Raw genomic sequence first — 18,081 nt, 5'->3', positions numbered from 1 at the left:
TAGACAATGTGACACATTTCCCTCACTTTACAAATAATAAAAAATAATTATAAATAAGAGGTGTTTAGTATGAATGATTTAAACCGTATAGTAGAACTACTTACAAAGGAAACTAACAAGACAATAACGATAGATAATTTAATACATTTATTCTTAAAGAATTCAAAGTACACAAAGCGATTAGGTACTTACGATTATGAATCAAAACACCTAGAAATAGTATGCAGGTATTTAGATTCTAGAAAGATATACATGACTAAAGATATAACACTATCCGTAATGTATGATTTTATCGAATTACAAAAGCTAAAAGGTATAAGCAACAATACAATAAACAAGCGTATAGGATTACTCAAACAATGCCTTAACTTTTCAGTAAGAAACAACTTTATAAGTGACAACCCAATACAAGGTATCACAATGTTAAGAGTACGAAAACGAGAAACAATCACTATACCAAGATACATAATATTGGATATCCTCTACTATCTAGATCACTTGAAACCCACACCACTAAATTTAAGAAATAAAGCAATAGTGTATTTACTTCTAGATACTGGTATGAGATTGAGTGAGCTAGTGCATTTAAAGATTGAGAACTTAAACCTATCAGAGAATACAATCAATTTAACTTATACTAAGACTTCCGAAGACCGTACTGTATTTATTTCACAAAAAACTAGTGAGATATTAGAGGAGTATTTAAAACTCTTAAATCGCAAATATGGGCTTCTAATTATTGAGTTTAGAACTGAAGGGAAAATATATCCAAGATATGTAAATCATCTATTAAGCGATATCGCCAAAACACTAAATATCAATCAAAGTATCAGCCCTCATAAATGGAGACATACTTACGCAACTATGTGCTTACAAAACGGAGCGAACTTAGAATTCGTAAGGAAAACACTTGGTCATTCAAATCTACAAACTACACAAAAATATTTACATCTTGAGAGGGAAAATTTAAGCAAACAACACAATGCATACTCCCCACTTACGAAACTGTAGTTTTTTATTGACCAAATAAAAAAGCCCCATCAACTGACATTCAGTCTCTAGCGCTTAATTAAGCCATAATATTGGTGGAGTTGAGGGGATTTGAACCCCTGTCCAAAATAGCCGATACCCAACTTTCTACATGCATAGTTTGCCCATTGTTTTAACTATTAACCAAGAAGCAAACAACCAAGTTAATAGCGAGCCTTATTGTATTCATTAAAGTTCTTAAGACTGCAGACCTTTAATATATCCTAGATTACTGATCTCAACCGATACAACTCTAGGAAGTCGTAAAGGGAGAACGCGCTTATATATTAAGCAGCGTAAGCGTAATTTTGGTTTCCGGTTATATTTAACCTAGTGTTTTTACAACCACAACGTTGGCATGCTTATCAAGCTCTAAACTACTCTGTCGAATCCATAAACAACCCCGAGTTAGTTAGATAGTTCCTAAATTTACTGTAAATGCTATTACTATAAGTGCAATCCCAATTACAACATAAAGTATTTGTGTTGGTACAACACCAATCAATTTAATCCATCTTTGTGCTTTTCTTCCGTTAAACCCAAATCTAGATAATCCTACAATAATAACAAGAATTCCTGAAGCAACAAAAATAATTTGCGGTAAACTCATAAGAACACCTCCATATATATTATAACATAAATCTATGAAAATATTGTGAAAATGTGTTTTCCAAATATACCTACATAGATTAAGTTACTACCAAAAATTATTAAAACAAAATTCATAACTCTTTGGAAGATTTTATCACTTACTCGACCAGATAGATAGACTCCAAATACACAAGCACCCACTGCGAAAGCGAAAACAATCAATATATTATTAATAATAAACGTGTTATAACTACTCCCAATAAATCCATGAGTGATAATATAAATAATATTCATTACAAGGAAATACGTTACTAATGTCGATTTAAATACCTTCTTATCCATTTTTGATGAACCTAGTAGAATTAATACTGGAATTCCTCCTAAACCAAACATCCCGTTTAATATTCCTGAAATAACGCCAGTTATACTATAGTGCTTCCAGTTCAACTCTTTGAAATGGAATTTTAGTTTAAATATTCTATTTAGAGTTACTAGAATAATCATTGATCCAAGTAATATTTTAAACGAAGATTCATTAATTGCATCGAGGAAGAGTAATCCAACAATGCTAAAGACTGTCCCAAAGAGTACTAAAATCCATATTTCTTTTATAAACTTTAAGTTGAAGTTCTTACCTTGAATTATCATATATATGTTCAAGAACAAGTTTACTGTTACAACGATAACCATTATCTCTTTTGAGTTATCAAATCTTGATAAGAAAAGTAATAACGGTGGTACAACTAGATTTGTTCCAAATCCAGCCCATCCTTTTAAAAAGGCCCCAAACATAAATATTACAATCATTAATAGTATGGAAATTTCAAACACTAATATCGCTCCTTAAGTCTACGATCAATATTTCTTTTATCATCACGTTCTTTGATACTTTGACGTTTGTCATAGTTTTTCTTACCTTTAGCAAGGGATATCTCTAATTTGCAAAGTCCTTTTTCCATATAAACTTTTGTAGGGATTATCGATAAATCTTCTTGCATAACTTTATTGTTCATTTTGATAATTTGCTTTTTATGTAATAAAAGTTTTCTTGATCTAGTTTCGTTATGATTAAAAACGTTACCATGATCATATGCTGAAATATGCATATTCACGATAAACATTTCTTCGTTTCTTATTATACAGTAAGCATCACCTATATTTACTTTGTTTGCTCTAATACTTTTGATTTCAGTACCTTTTAAAACTATACCTACTTCAGTAGCATCTAACAAAAAGTAATTAAATTTTGCTTTCTTGTTACTTGCAATAATTTTCATATCAATCACCTAAACTATCTTAAAATCAACTTCTCCGTCTGTAATATTAGCATTCATTACTTGAATTGTTACTTTATCTCCAACACGGTAGATTTTCTTTTTTCTTTCCCCAACTAGCAGCATAAGACTTTCATCGTAGTGATAATAATCATCTGTTAATTGGGTGATATGAACTAATCCTTCTACAGTATTTGGTAACGAAACATAAAGTCCAAAACTCGTAACACTGCCTATTATACCATCAAATCTTTTATTAATATAACCTGATATATATTCAGCTTTTTTCATATCAACGACTTCTCTTTCTAAGAGAACAGCACGTCGTTCTGTTTCACTTGCTTGAGCTGCAATTTCCTTCATTTTCTCATTATAGTAGTCAATCACTTCAGTTGATTGATTTCCCTTAAACAAATACTCTCTTAATAAACGATGAACAATCAAGTCTGGATAACGTCTAATTGGACTTGTAAAATGAGTATAGAATTTAAAGCTTAGACCGTAATGTCCTAAGTTTAGTTCGCTATAGATTGCCTTTTGCATACTACGAAGCATTAATAAGTTGATTCCTTTTTCAGCTTCTGTTCCATGAACTTTTTCAACTAGCTTTTGAAGTTCAAAATTACTAATTTCATTCTTAGCTTTGACTTGATAACCTAAAGCACTTGCCATTGATAATAAACGATTAAGTTTCTCTTCGGTCGGTTTATCATGAACCCTGTATATAAACGGTAAATTTAACCAGTGAACATGTTCTGCAACTACCTGATTTGCTTTTAACATAAATTCTTCAATGATACTCTCACTGATTCCTCTATCACGTAATTGAATATCTATTGCTTTACCATTTTCATCTAATGTAATATATGATTCATCTGTTTCAAAATTGATACTACCAAACTCTGCTCTTTTCTTTTTCAAGATTTTGGCTAGGTTTCTCATTTCATAGAATGTACCAACTAAATCAACATATTCCTCAGCTAAATCAACATCACCCATAAAGATTTTATTGATTTTATTATATGTCATTCTTCTATTAGATTTTATAACAGATGGATATATCTCATATTTAACTACTTTACCACTTTGATCTATTTCCATTTCACATGTAAGAGTTAGTCTTTCTTCATCAGGTCGTAAAGAACAAACACCGTTACTTAGATTCTCTGGTAACATTGGGATAACTCTACCGGGTAAATAAACACTAGTTCCTCTTTGATAGGCCTCTTTATCTAAGATACTTCCTTTAGTCACATAGTGGCTAACGTCAGCAATACTTACACCTAAGAAGAAATTACCATTAGAAAGAGTTTTCACTTGAACTGCGTCATCAAAGTCTTTGGCATCATCACCATCAATAGTGATGATTACTTCATTAGTTAAGTCTTTTCTATCTTTGTAGTCTTCAGGTTTAACCCCTGTGAACTTATTTGCCGCTTCAAGCACTTCCTCACTAAATACAGGATCGACATTATATTTTAATATCTTACTTAAGATATCAACACCACTATCGTTCTTGTTTCCAAGAACATCAGTTACTGTTGCTTCTATTTTCCCTCTTAATGAGTAGTTAAGTATTCTACATCTAACTTTATCAAACTTTTGAGAACCATTAAGGTTTTCTTTTTTTACAATAATATCGGTATTAATAGTTTTATCATCACTAATCACATACCCCATACCATTTCTAAACATCATAGTTCCAATAATATGTGTATATTTTCTTTCTAATACTTTTCTAATAATTCCTTCTTGTCTTACACCATATCCATATTTTTCAATATGAACTAAGACAACGTCATTATTCATTGCATCATTTATGTCTTTCTTACCTATATAAACATCATTTCTTGAAGGGTCCTTGGGGATAACAAACCCAAACCCTCTTGGTTTTAACATTAGTCTACCTACTAAGAAGTTAGTATTTTCAATTAAGGTAAGTTCATGTCTACTACTTTCAATAAGCTCAGCCTGATCTATTAATTCATTAATTGTCTTCATTAATAAAACTAAATCTGGACCCGACGAAATATGAAAAACTTCACGAAGTTCTTCAACAGTTGCTTTTTTATTATCTTCACTGCGTAGATATTCTATAATTCTGTCTTTCATAATTCCACCTCTTATCTATATTTTAGAAAAAAAAAGAACACTATACAAGTGTTCTTAAATAGCGATTGCGACAATACTCAATACTACAAACGATATTCCAACTACTGTTGTAACACGATTTAGTATCAATTCATATCCACGTTGCTTTTGGTTGTTGAATAATTCACTCTTTTCCCCACTAAAAGCATTTGCAGCACTATCTTTTGAACTTTGCATAACAACTAATGTAATTAACATTAATGCTACTAATAATAAAATCATATCAATTGGTCTCATGTTGATTCCTCCTATAAACTTAATCCAATGTATATAAAATATGCTACCAAGATTAATACACTTGGAATTATATACGTAATTTTACTTTTTTCATCTTTTCTAATTAAAGCTAACATTAATATTATAGAGTTAATTAGCCCTAAAATCAAGAGGTAAGATATATTTTCTCGAACTGCTCGATTATCAACTAATTCTTTAAAAATATCTTCCTTAACATTTATGATATCTACAACACTAATTATCGTCATATTAAAGATATTACTACCAATAATATTACCTAGCGCTGCTTCATAATTTCTCAATTTCATTAAAGTCATAACTGCAGTTAATTCAGGTAAACTAGTTGCAACTCCTAAGAAGATTGCTCCAGCAAAACTGCTTCCTAAATTTAACTCAGTACCTAAATTATTTGCAACAATTGTTACAAAGAAACTAGATACAATAACTACTACAGACCATAAGACAAAGGAAATACCGATCTTTTTATAAGATAGTTTACTAACTTCTTCACTTTGTTCTGTTTCGTCCTCATTCATTGCTTTGATGCTAAATAAATATATTACTACTATAACTAGTGATATTACATTAAATATTAATAAAATATTTATTGTAAATGAATTGTAGTCTAAGCCAGTAAATCCACTTAGTATTAATGGAATCATAAATACAATATACATCAATATAACTAACGCATTAGTTTTTCGTTGAGTTTTAACTTTATTAAAGAACATATGTTTAATGAAGATAATGTCAGCTACAGCTAGTATTACAATATTGAATATATTACTACCAAAAACATTCCCAAATGCTAATCCAGGTTCTCCAAGTCTTACTGTTGAAGTAATACTAGTAATAAATTCAGGCATACTTGTAACAGTTGCCAATAGTACCCCACCAATTAAGGCTCCACTAATATGAGTTTTTTTATCGAGTTCATCGATAAAATAACTTAATCTACTCGTTGCGAATATTACGATAAATGCTAATAGCAAATATTCTAAAATTAATAAGAACATCTCACCACTCCTCACGACCTTTCTATTATATTACAAAACCTTCTAAAATGGTAGTGTTTAAAACAAAAAAAGAGCGTAAGCTCTTTTTGTTTTATGCTCCTTCAGGTACCACTTCTTGGCTAAACTTTGAATCAATAATTTTAGAGTCTTCTTCAATTCCTTCAAGAAGAGTTTTTACTTTCTTATCAAATAAGAATCCAATCGTTGGAACTAATAGTATTAACGAACAGATAACTCCTAAAAACGCAACATTTGTTAAGGCAATAATTGGTCCACTTAAGAAGATAGCAATTGGTACAGCACCACCACTTATTGCGCCGATTGTACTAAATACTTTCCCTCTAAGTTCAGGATCTATTACTTTAATCATTCCTGTATTTAAAGGTACATTTGTAGCCATCATTGCGGTTGCCATCGAAACGTGAAGGACTAATATAATAATATAGAATACATTATATGAGATTGTTCCATTAGTTAATAGATATATATTTACTGCAACTAGGATAAAACTTGCAGATAAGAACATTAGACTAACTCTTATGATTTTCGTCATTGATTTCAAAACAATACTACCTACAACTAATCCTGCAGCCATCATAGCAATACCAAATACAATATCAACTCTTGCCAACTCCCATGCACCTTTTTTTAATTCATCTCTAAATAGGAAAGGTACTCCAACACTAAAAAGTGGTGTGAACGCAAAATTTAAGAATAGACTATAAGTCATCAGTCTTAGTAATCCCTCTTTTTTCTTAATATAGTTAAATCCTATTTTAATATCATCTATCATGTGAGGAGGTTCATGATCTGGAATTTCTTGTTTATGTTCTGATTTTATAAACATTTCACTTACTCCAGATAGAATAAATGAAATCCCATTTATAAGTAAAGCTATATAGAACGGAAATATTCCGAATGTTGCAGCTCCTAGTACTACCCCCATAATCATAGTTATACTCAGAATTATACTATTTGCTCCATTTGCTTGTTGAACTTTATCAAGCCCAACAATTTCTGGTGTAGCAGATGTAACTGCTGGCCCGAAAAAAGCACTAATAATCCCTGATAATATTGTGACTATTAACAAAACAATTACCGCTGTAGTGTTATCCACACCACCAAAGATTATGTATGCAGTAGCTATGAAAATCGACCCTCTGATAAAGTCTGTCAGATAAATAATTTTAACTTTATCCCATCGATCAACTAAAACACCTGCAATAGGACTAAACAGTAGTCTTACTAAAGCTCCTAAACCTAAAAATACTGCTAATAAAATTGCGCTTCCACCAGTTATATCAATTACATATAGCGCAGCCACAAATCCGAATAAAACATTTCCTATTTCAGACACAAAGTTACCTGTAAATAACAATGCATAATTTGTATTTCTAAACAAATCTCTCATATGTACACCTCTTTTATGTTATGTTATAAATTATATCAATTTTCGATTGATATAAAAATCTACAATATTCAATATTATGTCACATTAGTTTTTGTTTATTTTAACAAATACATTAATGCACCAAATACTTTAGCAAAGCCAATAGCTACGCCCCAATCACAATACCACCGACAGCAACTCCACCTAGACAATACCACCTATTGCTACCCCACCAATACTAATAACACCAACAGCGACATCTCCTATAGTAATAACACCTTTAGCTACTCTATTTTGGTATCTCCCACACATATTAATATGAACTAAGGGTAGTCCGAATATTGTAACCTTACTTTTGAACTAATGCATTTTCAAACTATAAGACATCCCAATAGTGACTGGGTATCTATCAGGTATTTTTAAATTCTCGTTGAATTCTTTAGCTACTTCTAATGGATCTCCAATTTCTTGCATCAAGTCAAAGAAAGGAACATTCTCTTCAGCTATTTCAATCCTTTGTGATAAATCTTCCTTGATTCTATTTTAGAGTCTTTTTATCTGCAGCTATGTTTCTTAAAACGTCAGCGATGTATTTATCTTTATTTATATCCATCTATCCTTTCAAGATTGCATAAAAAAAAGATAATTGCTAGTTACTGCAATTATCTTTTAGAATTTTCATAGCTCTTATTAAGTTACTTTTTGATAAATAACCGATTGCTTTTGTTTTTTCTCCATATGTGAAGGTAATATCTTTTTCATTTAATGCAATATCTCCCATTTCTGCATAGTTATACTCTTTATTACTAAACCAATATGAGTTAATAACTACCTTTTCCACTTGAAACGATACTTTTAATTGATCCTTTTTCATCTTTAATAAATCAACTACATCTAAACAAATAACAACTACCGCAACTCCCAAGAAGATGTATTCAAGTGCTCCATATCCTTTTGCAATATCGAATCCTGTTACAAGTGTTACAACAATAAATATTACATAAACTAGTGCAATAGTTAAACTGCTTACTGCTCCATTTTTACTTTTTATTAAAAAGTCCTTATTCATAATTTACCAACTTTCTTTATATGTCAGATTACTATCTATAAATCATTATATAAAAAAAAGGGCTAAATTAATAGCCCAAATTGTTGCATTGTTTTTGTTGCAATTATTTTAAGTTATAGAATGAAGCGATTCCGTTATAGATTGAAACCTCTCCTAATTCATCTTCAATTCTTAATAATTGATTGTATTTTGCAATACGATCAGTTCTTGATAATGAACCAGTTTTGATTTGTCCTGAGTTAGTAGCAACTGCGATGTCAGCGATTGTTGAATCTTCTGTTTCACCACTTCTGTGTGATACTACTGCAGTGTATCCAGCTTTCTTAGCCATTTCAATAGCTTGGAAAGTTTCAGTTAAAGTACCGATTTGGTTTACTTTAATTAAGATACTGTTAGCGATACCTTCATTGATACCTCTTGCTAATTTTTCAGTATTTGTTACGAATAAATCGTCACCTACTAATTGGATTTTTTTACCTAATTTTTCAGTTAAGACTTTCCATCCGTCCCAATCATTTTCATCTAAACCATCTTCAATTGAGATGATTGGATATTTATCTACTAATTCTACATAGAAATCAGCTAACTGAGTTGCAGTTAATTCTTTTCCACCTTCACCAGCTAATACATAAACACCTTTTTCTTTGTTGTAGAATTCACTTGAAGCAACGTCCATTGCTAACATAACGTCTTTACCTGCTTCGTATCCTGCTTTTTTAATTGCTTCTAAGATTACTACGATTGCTTCTTCATTAGATCCTAAGTTTGGAGCGAATCCACCTTCGTCACCTACTGAAGTGTTATAACCTTTTGCTTTTAATACAGCTTTTAATGCATGGAATACTTCAGCACCAGTTCTTAAAGCTTCTTTAAAAGTTGGAGCACCTACAGGCATAATCATAAATTCTTGGAAATCTACGTTATTATCTGCATGAGATCCACCATTGATGATGTTCATCATTGGAGTTGGTAATTCTTTTGCATTGAATCCACCTAAGTATAAGTAAAGAGGTAATCCTACGTAATCAGCTGCCGCTCTAGCACATGCCATTGAAACACCTAAAATTGCGTTAGCTCCTAATTTACTTTTATTTTTTGTTCCGTCTAAGTCAATCATAACTTTGTCAATTAATACTTGTTGTGAAACGTCTAAACCTAATACTTCTGGTGCGATAATTTCGTTAACATTTTTAACAGCTTTCTCTACACCTTTTCCTAAATATCTAGATTTAACTCCATCACGTAATTCAACTGCTTCGTGTTCTCCTGTTGAAGCTCCACTAGGTACTAAAGCTCTACCAAATGCACCTGAATCTGTATATACCTCAACTTCGATAGTTGGGTTACCACGTGAATCTAATACTTCTCTTGCGTATACATCAGTAATGTATGGCATTTAAAACATCTCCTTTTTACTATTAGTTTTTATATAATTTACGTACATATTAATTATAGAATAATTTACTTTTATTTACAAACGATATATATTAGATGAAAACACTTTCAGTAAATTTTCATAAAAAGAAAAGTTCACACAAGGTGAACTTTATTTTTTAACTAAACTAGTACCAGTCATTTCTTCTGGTTGTTCAATATTTAAGTATTCTAACATTGTTGGTGCGACATCTGCTAAGATACCACCTTCACGGATAGCAATTGCTTTATCAGTGATAATCAATGGAACAATACTTGTTGTATGCGCGGTAAACGGGTTACCATTTTCATCTAGCATTTTCTCAGCATTACCATGATCTGCAGTAATTAAAGCAACTCCACCTTTATCTAAAATAGCATCTACTACTTTACCAACACATTCATCAACTGTTTCAACAGCTTTTATAGCAGCAGGAATAATACCTGTGTGTCCAACCATATCGCAGTTAGCAAAGTTCAAAATAATTGTATCGTGTTTTTCTGCAGCTATTTCATCTAAGATTTTATCAGTTACTTCATAGGCACTCATCTCAGGTTGCAAATCATAAGTAGCGACTTTGGGACTATTAACAAGTACTCTTTCACTATTTTTGATTTGTTTATCCACTCCACCATCAAAGAAGAATGTTACATGGGCATATTTTTCAGTTTCAGCTATACGTAATTGTGTTTTACCAGCATTACTAATAACATCCCCATACATATTATCTAACTTTTGTAATCCAAAGGCAATTTCACCTTTAACATTTTGACTATAAGACATTGTAGAAACAAATGTTAAATCTGTTGGTCCATTACTTGAATCTAATCCAGAAAGTTCTGGATTAGATAAAGCTGTACCAATTTCAATTGCTCTATCTGGTCTAAAGTTAGCAAAGATTATAGAATCTTTGTCTTCCATAATACCTTCTGGTACTACATTGAAGGGAATAACGAATTCATCATAAACACCAGTGTTATAAGATGCTTCTATACCTTCTACAGCATTATCATAATGTGGTCCTTTTGCTTCAACAAATACATCATAATGTAATTGAACACGGTCCCAGTTTTTATCACGATCCATACCATAATATCTACCACCAACACTAGCTACTTTTCCATAATTAATCTCAGTCATATAAGCTTCTAAGTCTTTGATATAATTTACTCCACTATCTGGAGGGGTATCTCTACCATCTAAGAAGGCATGGAAGTAAGCTTCTTCTACACCATTATCTTTAGCTAATTTGAAGAATGCTTTAATATGTTCAATATGAGAATGAACTCCACCATCGCTTAACAATCCCATAATATGTAATTTTGAGTCATTAGCTTTAGCATTTTCTATAGCATTTAAGTATGCTTCATTAGTGAAAAATGTACCTTCACTTATTGCTTTATTAATTCTTGTTAATGATTGATATACAATTCTTCCTCCACCTAAGTTTAAATGTCCAACTTCACTGTTACCCATTTGTCCTTCAGGTAGCCCTACACTAAGTCCACTAGCTTGTAAAGAACTTGTAGGATATTCTTTCATTAATAATTCAATATTCGGAGTTTTAGCCATATGGATTGCATTTCCAGTATCACTATCACTCAAACCAAACCCATCCATTACGATTAGGATTACTGGTTTTTTCATAATAATCACCTCTATCGAAGATATTATACTCTATTATGAAAATTTTTCATAGCGAAATAACCCAGGTGGTAGCGTTTTCACATTTGTGCAATTCTATTTAATTTACTATAATGTTATTATATAATAGTTTTGAAAGAGGTTGATATTATGAGTAAGTTAGTTCTAGAAAAACTACTGAAAACATTGAAGAATAATAACGACAAACAAATATATAACTACACAGTTCCAGATTTATGGAATTGTTTTGACTATGATAAGAAAAAATACATAAGAACAAGTAATAATGAGTTAATGGTAAATCCTTATGACTTTTATGCTAGTGTGATTGAAGATTATATCTTACCTAATAAAAAGGATAAAACTAATTATAAACAAAGTTTGTCTTCAAATAAAACAATACCAAAACGAGGATACAAAGGTGGAGACTGGATAAAACAAAGTGTTTGCTATTCTACTATGATTCGTGTATCTAGTGCCTGGGATTTTGATCGAAGTGGAAAACTTGAACAAGAGAATATCTACAAAATGACAGAGACTGGTAGTTTTGTTAAGATGTTAAGTTTATTACCGCTACTTAAAAAAATGGGTGTAGATGTTGTTTACATGTTACCAATATCTAAGTTTAGTTTAAAAGATAAAAAAGGTGATTTAGGTAGTCCATATGGGGTTAGCAATTTTAATGAATTAGATCCTAATTTAAAGGATCCACTTACTGGAGATAATATTACTCTTGAAGAAGAATTTAAAGCTTTCGTTGAAGCTTGTCATATTCTTGATATGAGAGTAATGATTGATATAATACCTAGAACTAACTCAGTAGAAAACGATCTAATTAAAGAACACCCAGACTGGTTCTACTGGATTAAAGACAGTGAATATGATAAATACCAAGTACCTTTCGTTGAAGGTGTTAAAAAGACAAGTGCGCCGACTATAGAGCGAATGGAAGTCGTATATGAATCAAAAGATACTTTACGTCATATTGATATGTTCCAATATGACCCAAAAACTCAAGACGAGGAAAAATGGAATAGAATAAAAGATAGTAAAAATATTAGTCAGGCAATTGCAAAAGAGTTTGATTTAAGAGTTGCTCCTGCGTTTAGTGATCATATTAATGATCCTCAACCTCCATGGACTGACGTTACTTTCTTTAGAATGTATAAAGACTTTCCTAAGGAAACCGTTAAATTCCTAAATACTAAAAACCGTGCTCCTTATATTTTATTTGATACAATCAAATCAAATATGTATCATGGAAAAGAGCCAAATATTGAATTATGGGAAACATTGGCTGACATCGTTCCTAGTTATCAAAGACGTTTTGGAATTGATGGAGCTCGTATTGATATGGGCCATGCATTACCTAAAAAGTTACTTAATATGATCATGGAAAAAGCGAAGGAAATAGATCCAGACTTTAGTTTTATTGCTGAGGAACTTACACCTTCTAATGCAAAGAAAGCAAAAGAAAATGGTTATAATATGATTATTGGTAATGGTTTCATTATGGAACCACGTATCTGGGATGGTAGTTTAAGAGAATTCATGTATGAATCAATTGATTTACCAATTCCAACATTTGCTTGTGGTGAAACACATGATACACCACGTCTAGCTGCTAGAGATGGTGGACCAACACTAAGTAAAACATTAACTGTGCTAAATATGTTTATGCCTAATGCAGTTCCATTTATTAATAGTGGACAAGAAGTATATGAAACTCAACCAATGAATACAGGATTAGATGCTAGAGAAAATGAATTATATATGTTACCAGAAGATGATCCTTATTATGGTAAACTAGCATTATTTGACCTTTATCAGTTTCATTATACTAATCAAAGACGTTGGGAATTACCTGATTTACTAGAGCAAATAAAACCTATTAGAAAGAAATATTTAAAAGAAATCACAAATAAAAAAGCGTTTATGCCAGTTTATGCTGAACATCATCCAGATACATTTATTGGATTTAGTTATATTAAAAAAACTGGTAAGGATAAAAAGAATATTTTACTGATTTTAGCTAACTCAAACCCTTATGACCAACAATACTTAAGAGTTGATATAAGAAATCTTAGACAAATTACTGATAACCAAGAAATGAAAGGCAAACTATTATTTAGCACTCATGAGAGTCCTAGAGAGTTTACACAATTTATCGATTACAACACATTAGATATTCATCTTGGTGCTGGAGAAGTAAAAATAATTGAATTATAAAAAAAGCAGTAGAATTTCTACTGCTTTTCTTCTTCTAAAATTTCAATAAATAGTTCAATTAATTTATTATCAAATTGAGTTCCTGAACACCTTTTAAGTTCATCTATAACTTCACTTAAAAGTTTAGGTTTTGAATAAATACGTCCTGATACCATTACATCAAATGCATCACATATTGATATTATCTTAGCATACATTGGAATTTCATCTCCCGACAAACCAAATGGATAGCCGTTTCCATCAATTCTTTCGTGATGATATAGAACCCCATAGGCTATATCATCAGATTCGACAATATTTCTAACAATCTTATATCCTGCTTCAGCATGTTTTCTAATTTTCATATACTCATCTCGAGTTAGTTTTCCACCTTTTGAAAGAATATTTTCAGCAACAGTGATTTTACCAATATCATGAACCTTACAAAGAAGTTTCATATCTTCTTGATCACTAGATCTGTTATATCCTACTTTTTTCATCAGCTTTACAGCATATCCCGACATGCGTTCACAATGTTCTTTTGTTTCCTCAGTTTTCTGGTTTAAAGTTTCAAGAACTGTTTCCATAGTTCTACTTTTACGAGAATGTCTTTCGTTTAGTTTACGACGATACATAAGATTCTCTGCTTCAATAAAAGCTTCAGAAAACTCCATTTCACTATCAACAATTTCATAACCCCATGAAATATTGATTTTTATGTTATATGCATTATAGAATTCTACTAAAGAATCTCTAACGAACTGTATTTGTTCCTCTAATACTTGATGTTCAACTATCGATGAGATAATAGCATACTCATCTCCTCCGATTCTAAAGAGATCAGAAGTATCACCAAAGAATTGGGTAAGTTTGTCTGCTGTAAAGGCGATAGCTTTGTCCCCCATTAAATGTCCAAAAGCATCGTTAATAAATTTAAGACCATCTATATCCACAATAATTAATGAGTAATCAAGATCGAGATTATGTGAAATAATATAATTCTCAAACGAGTTTCTGTTTTTTAAGTTTGTCATCTCATCATAATTTAGGAGATAATCATTTCGCTTTTCAGCTATTACTTCAGCAGTGACATCAGTCATAAATCCACCACGAACCATCAGAGTACTATCATCATATCTTGTCTCAACTTCAAAATTATGTTCGAAATACATTATTTCTTTATTCTTTATATTTTTATGCTTAACAATAACCTTCTCAAATGAATCCATAACTCCGTCGATGACTTTAAGTTTATTATCTTTGTAGTTTTTATCTAAGGAAATCCCCTCTTCATCATCTATGCAAATTGATTTATCAAAGTCTTCAACATGAAAAAGATTATTAGTACTTCTTTCTAGTCCTAACTTATCAATAATCATATCATTTCCATAGAAGTAACCTTTTTCTATTTCGGCATCATCGATAAACCAAATCATTACTTTTCCAGACTTCAAAGCCAATGTATGAGCTCTCAAAAGACTTTCATTCTCTTTTGCCAATTCAACATTTACATTACCCAAATTTACTCTGTCTGTCATATTAAAGATATAACCGCCAATCTCCTCAATAGATCCATCAGCATATCTTTTTTCTACTTTAGTATTATGTTCTAAATAAACCGCATTCCCATTTTTCTTATTCATATGTTTTACTAGTACTTTTTCAAATTGATCTAATTTATTATCAATGCTCAGTTGGAACATCTCCAATAACTCACCCATTGATTTTGTTCCTTCTTCATCTGGGTATCCAGTACTTATAAAATCACTTAGTTTAACATACCCATCTCTATTTCTTTTAAGTCCAAGTGTTTCTACATAACTATCGTTAGCTAGAAAATAATCGCCATTTGGATATGCATTGTAATCAATTCTCCATACTAAAATATCAGCTAATTCTATCGCACGGTTATTGGCTTCTTCTAATTGCTTATTAGTTTCTTTTAAATCACTTATAGATTCACTAAAAGTCATTTTATCAGTTATATCAATTGATGATCCTGCTATCAATATTGGTTTTCCTTTATCATCTTTTTGAATAACAGTAAGTTGATTTTCAATCCAAATCATCTTATCTCCTTTAGATATCCACGGAAAAAAGTTGATATAATTATCAAACTCCCCTTCAAGTAATTTATTGAATAATCCTTGAATATCATCAATGTATGACTTGTACGAATCATCTATCGCTACTACTTTATCTGCAATTTCATGCCATCTTTTACCAAAAATCTCCCTCTTTAAACTTTTAGTATTATGGCCAAATAGTTGTTTCCCGGAATCAGGTTGATAAATGTAATATTTTCCATTATCCCATCTAACCCACCAAACTCCAAATGCATGTTTCTTCTTTGATTCATTATTTGGATGGTTCCCTTTTACGTAATTCGGCATTCGTATCACTCCCAACATCTTAGTACTATTATACTATTATCGAAATACGTTTGCATAGAGAATTATTGATTATAAAAAAAGACAAGAAAACTTGTCTTTTATTCTTGTCCTATAAGTTTAAATTGCATCATCAATACGCGATGGTATATTACTTCGATTGCTAATACTTGAATTGGTAATTTAATTAGTAGAACACCAATTCTATAGTAAAGAGTTCCTAGCATCCCACCCATACCGTTAAACTGAATAATACCAATCGTATTAAGACCAAATGATAAGAAGCTTGCGATCAATATTGTAGTAATTAAACGACGTCTTGTTAGTTGTCTCTTAAATAATAACAGTCCAGGGATGATTGCCCATACCATATTAGATAATGTAAAAACACTAAATGTGAATGCCCATGGACTAAACATCATGTGGAAGAAATCTACAATAATTCCTGTTATTCCACCAATAAATGGTCCAAAAATTATACCGATAACCATCATTGGTATATCGTAAAAAGTAAACCTAAAAGTTCCTGTTTCTATTACTAAGAAACTTTTTAGAACTACTGCCATAGCTATTAAGATAGCTACAAGAGTAATTTGTTTTGTTGTTAATAATGTTCTTTTTTGCATAATAAAAAACCTCCTTAAAATATTAAGAGGTCCACACGAAAATGATAATTTCAGCGGACGCACTATTTCACCGCCACGATAGTGTTCGTCATTACCCGACTTCCCATGGTAAAGCACTTAACGCGAAATAGTTACTCTGATACTATGATTTTAAACAAAATATTTCTTTTATTCAAGATATATTTTAACTAATTAGTGAGACAACTAAAACGACTCCAAATCCAGTGATCATTCCTAGTATTATTAAGTTTAAACTTTTTGAATAACCTTTTGGTGAAATCATGTCCTTATTGTCTAATTTCTTAACAATTGGGTATAACTTCCAGTAAATTAAGTATTGTACAAAATCCTTGTTTTCATCTTTTATATTAGTGTATGAGTTGAAAAGCCCTATTCCAGTTCAAAGTCTATTATACTTCTATAATTATTAAATAGGAAATCATTAATTTTTGTAAACACCTTGCTACCAAAAAAAGAATGTCTTGCACTAAGAGGAGAAGGATGCGAAGTTTCAATGATTAAATGTTTAGGGTTATCAATGAGGATGTTTTTCTTCCTTGCGTTGTTTCCCCATAATACAAATACTTTGGGTTTACTATCTTTATTTAATTCTCTAATAACATTGTCCGTAAATGTCTCCCAACCTTTTTTAGAATGGCTCATCGGTTTATGAGCTTCTACTGTAAGAATGGTATTAAGTAGGAGTATCCCTTGTTTTGCCCAATTAGTTAATTCACCGTGCTCGGGGACAGACAGTCCTAAATCACTATTTAGTTCCTTATATATATTTCTTAAAGAAGGAGGTATTTTATTACCTTTTTTTACACTAAATGCTAACCCATGAGCTTGATTGAAATCATGGTAGGGATCTTGTCCTAAGATTATAACTTTTGTGTCAACAAAAGGACAGTAATTAAACGCATTAAATATATCTTTATATGGAGGAAATATTTCCTTTGTTTCATACTCTTTTTCAGTAAAGTCTTCTAACTTTTTAAAATAGTCTTTTTGCTTTTCTTTTTCAATATAATCATGCCACATA

Annotated in this window: 15 protein-coding genes, 1 other RNA gene and 1 riboswitch; of the genes, 2 read left to right on the top strand and 14 right to left on the bottom strand. The window is 31.1% G+C overall.

Annotation, left to right across the window (positions count from 1 at the left end; all coding sequences use genetic code 11):
• Window positions 1–69 precede the first annotated feature (69 nt).
• Window positions 70–1,011 carry a tyrosine-type recombinase/integrase gene (locus tag KQ51_RS04740; protein WP_038469546.1) on the top strand — a complete coding sequence of 314 codons (942 nt, stop codon included), beginning with the start codon at window positions 70–72 and terminating at the stop codon, window positions 1,009–1,011.
• A gap of 72 nt (window positions 1,012–1,083) precedes the next feature.
• Here the strand turns inward: KQ51_RS04740 and ssrA are convergent.
• The 11 genes from ssrA to gpmI all read right to left on the bottom strand — a co-directional run bounded on the left by ssrA (window position 1,084) and on the right by gpmI (window position 11,821).
• Window positions 1,084–1,434, bottom strand: a transfer-messenger RNA (tmRNA) gene (gene ssrA, locus KQ51_RS09595).
• Window positions 1,435–1,441: 7 nt separating this feature from the next.
• Complete coding sequence (locus KQ51_RS04735) at window positions 1,442–1,639, bottom strand: hypothetical protein (RefSeq protein ID WP_038469543.1); 198 nt, start codon at window positions 1,637–1,639, stop codon at window positions 1,442–1,444.
• 32 nt (window positions 1,640–1,671) lie between these two features.
• Window positions 1,672–2,451 carry a sulfite exporter TauE/SafE family protein gene (locus KQ51_RS04730; protein WP_038469540.1) on the bottom strand — a complete coding sequence of 260 codons (780 nt, stop codon included), beginning with the start codon at window positions 2,449–2,451 and terminating at the stop codon, window positions 1,672–1,674.
• Window positions 2,451–2,897, bottom strand: a complete 447-nt coding sequence (gene smpB, locus KQ51_RS04725) for an SsrA-binding protein SmpB (RefSeq protein ID WP_038469537.1) — start codon at window positions 2,895–2,897, stop codon at window positions 2,451–2,453. The genes KQ51_RS04730 and smpB overlap by 1 nt, the downstream gene beginning before the upstream one ends.
• A 9-nt stretch (window positions 2,898–2,906) precedes the next feature.
• Window positions 2,907–5,006, bottom strand: coding sequence for a ribonuclease R (rnr, locus tag KQ51_RS04720; RefSeq protein ID WP_038471759.1), 2,100 nt, complete (start codon window positions 5,004–5,006; stop codon window positions 2,907–2,909).
• 54 nt (window positions 5,007–5,060) lie between these two features.
• Entirely contained in the window at window positions 5,061–5,282 is a 222-nt protein-coding gene (secG, locus tag KQ51_RS04715; RefSeq protein WP_038469534.1) for a preprotein translocase subunit SecG, read from the bottom strand.
• An 11-nt stretch (window positions 5,283–5,293) separates the two neighbouring features.
• Window positions 5,294–6,298, bottom strand: a complete 1,005-nt coding sequence (locus KQ51_RS04710) for a sodium:calcium antiporter (RefSeq protein WP_038469531.1) — start codon at window positions 6,296–6,298, stop codon at window positions 5,294–5,296.
• A gap of 91 nt (window positions 6,299–6,389) precedes the next feature.
• Window positions 6,390–7,709 (bottom strand): MFS transporter, encoded by a 1,320-nt coding sequence (locus tag KQ51_RS04705; protein WP_038469528.1) that lies wholly within the window; start codon window positions 7,707–7,709, stop codon window positions 6,390–6,392.
• Window positions 7,710–8,337: 628 nt separating this feature from the next.
• Complete coding sequence (locus tag KQ51_RS04700) at window positions 8,338–8,757, bottom strand: hypothetical protein (protein WP_038469525.1); 420 nt, start codon at window positions 8,755–8,757, stop codon at window positions 8,338–8,340.
• Window positions 8,758–8,860: 103 nt separating this feature from the next.
• Window positions 8,861–10,153, bottom strand: coding sequence for a phosphopyruvate hydratase (eno, locus tag KQ51_RS04695; RefSeq protein ID WP_038469522.1), 1,293 nt, complete (start codon window positions 10,151–10,153; stop codon window positions 8,861–8,863).
• Window positions 10,154–10,303: 150 nt separating this feature from the next.
• A complete protein-coding gene (gene gpmI, locus KQ51_RS04690) occupies window positions 10,304–11,821 on the bottom strand; it encodes a 2,3-bisphosphoglycerate-independent phosphoglycerate mutase (protein ID WP_038471756.1) in 1,518 nt (505 codons plus the stop codon).
• Between the two features lie 144 nt (window positions 11,822–11,965).
• On the opposite strand from gpmI, the gene KQ51_RS04685 reads away from it, so the two are divergent.
• Window positions 11,966–14,044, top strand: a complete 2,079-nt coding sequence (locus KQ51_RS04685) for an alpha-amylase family glycosyl hydrolase (protein ID WP_038469519.1) — start codon at window positions 11,966–11,968, stop codon at window positions 14,042–14,044.
• A gap of 17 nt (window positions 14,045–14,061) precedes the next feature.
• On the opposite strand, the gene KQ51_RS04680 is transcribed toward KQ51_RS04685, so the two are convergent.
• From KQ51_RS04680 to ung, 3 genes are all read right to left on the bottom strand, one after another.
• Window positions 14,062–16,416, bottom strand: a complete 2,355-nt coding sequence (locus tag KQ51_RS04680) for an HD domain-containing phosphohydrolase (protein WP_038469516.1) — start codon at window positions 16,414–16,416, stop codon at window positions 14,062–14,064.
• Between the two features lie 98 nt (window positions 16,417–16,514).
• The gene (locus tag KQ51_RS04675; RefSeq protein WP_038469514.1) at window positions 16,515–17,039 is read right to left on the bottom strand and encodes a folate family ECF transporter S component; all 525 of its coding nucleotides are present in this window, start codon (window positions 17,037–17,039) and stop codon (window positions 16,515–16,517) included.
• Between the two features lie 49 nt (window positions 17,040–17,088).
• A riboswitch (THF riboswitch) is annotated at window positions 17,089–17,180 on the bottom strand.
• A 249-nt stretch (window positions 17,181–17,429) separates the two neighbouring features.
• Window positions 17,430–18,080 (bottom strand): uracil-DNA glycosylase, encoded by a 651-nt coding sequence (gene ung / locus KQ51_RS04670; RefSeq protein WP_038469511.1) that lies wholly within the window; start codon window positions 18,078–18,080, stop codon window positions 17,430–17,432.
• Between the last annotated feature and the right edge of the window lies 1 nt (window position 18,081).

It is taken from the genome of Candidatus Izimaplasma bacterium HR1 (assembly GCA_000755705.1).
In the GTDB taxonomy this organism is placed as follows: domain Bacteria; phylum Bacillota_I; class Bacilli_A; order Izemoplasmatales; family Izemoplasmataceae; genus Xianfuyuplasma.
The sequence above is the reverse complement of the archived record's forward strand: the minus strand, read 5'-3'. Positions and strand labels throughout refer to the sequence as shown.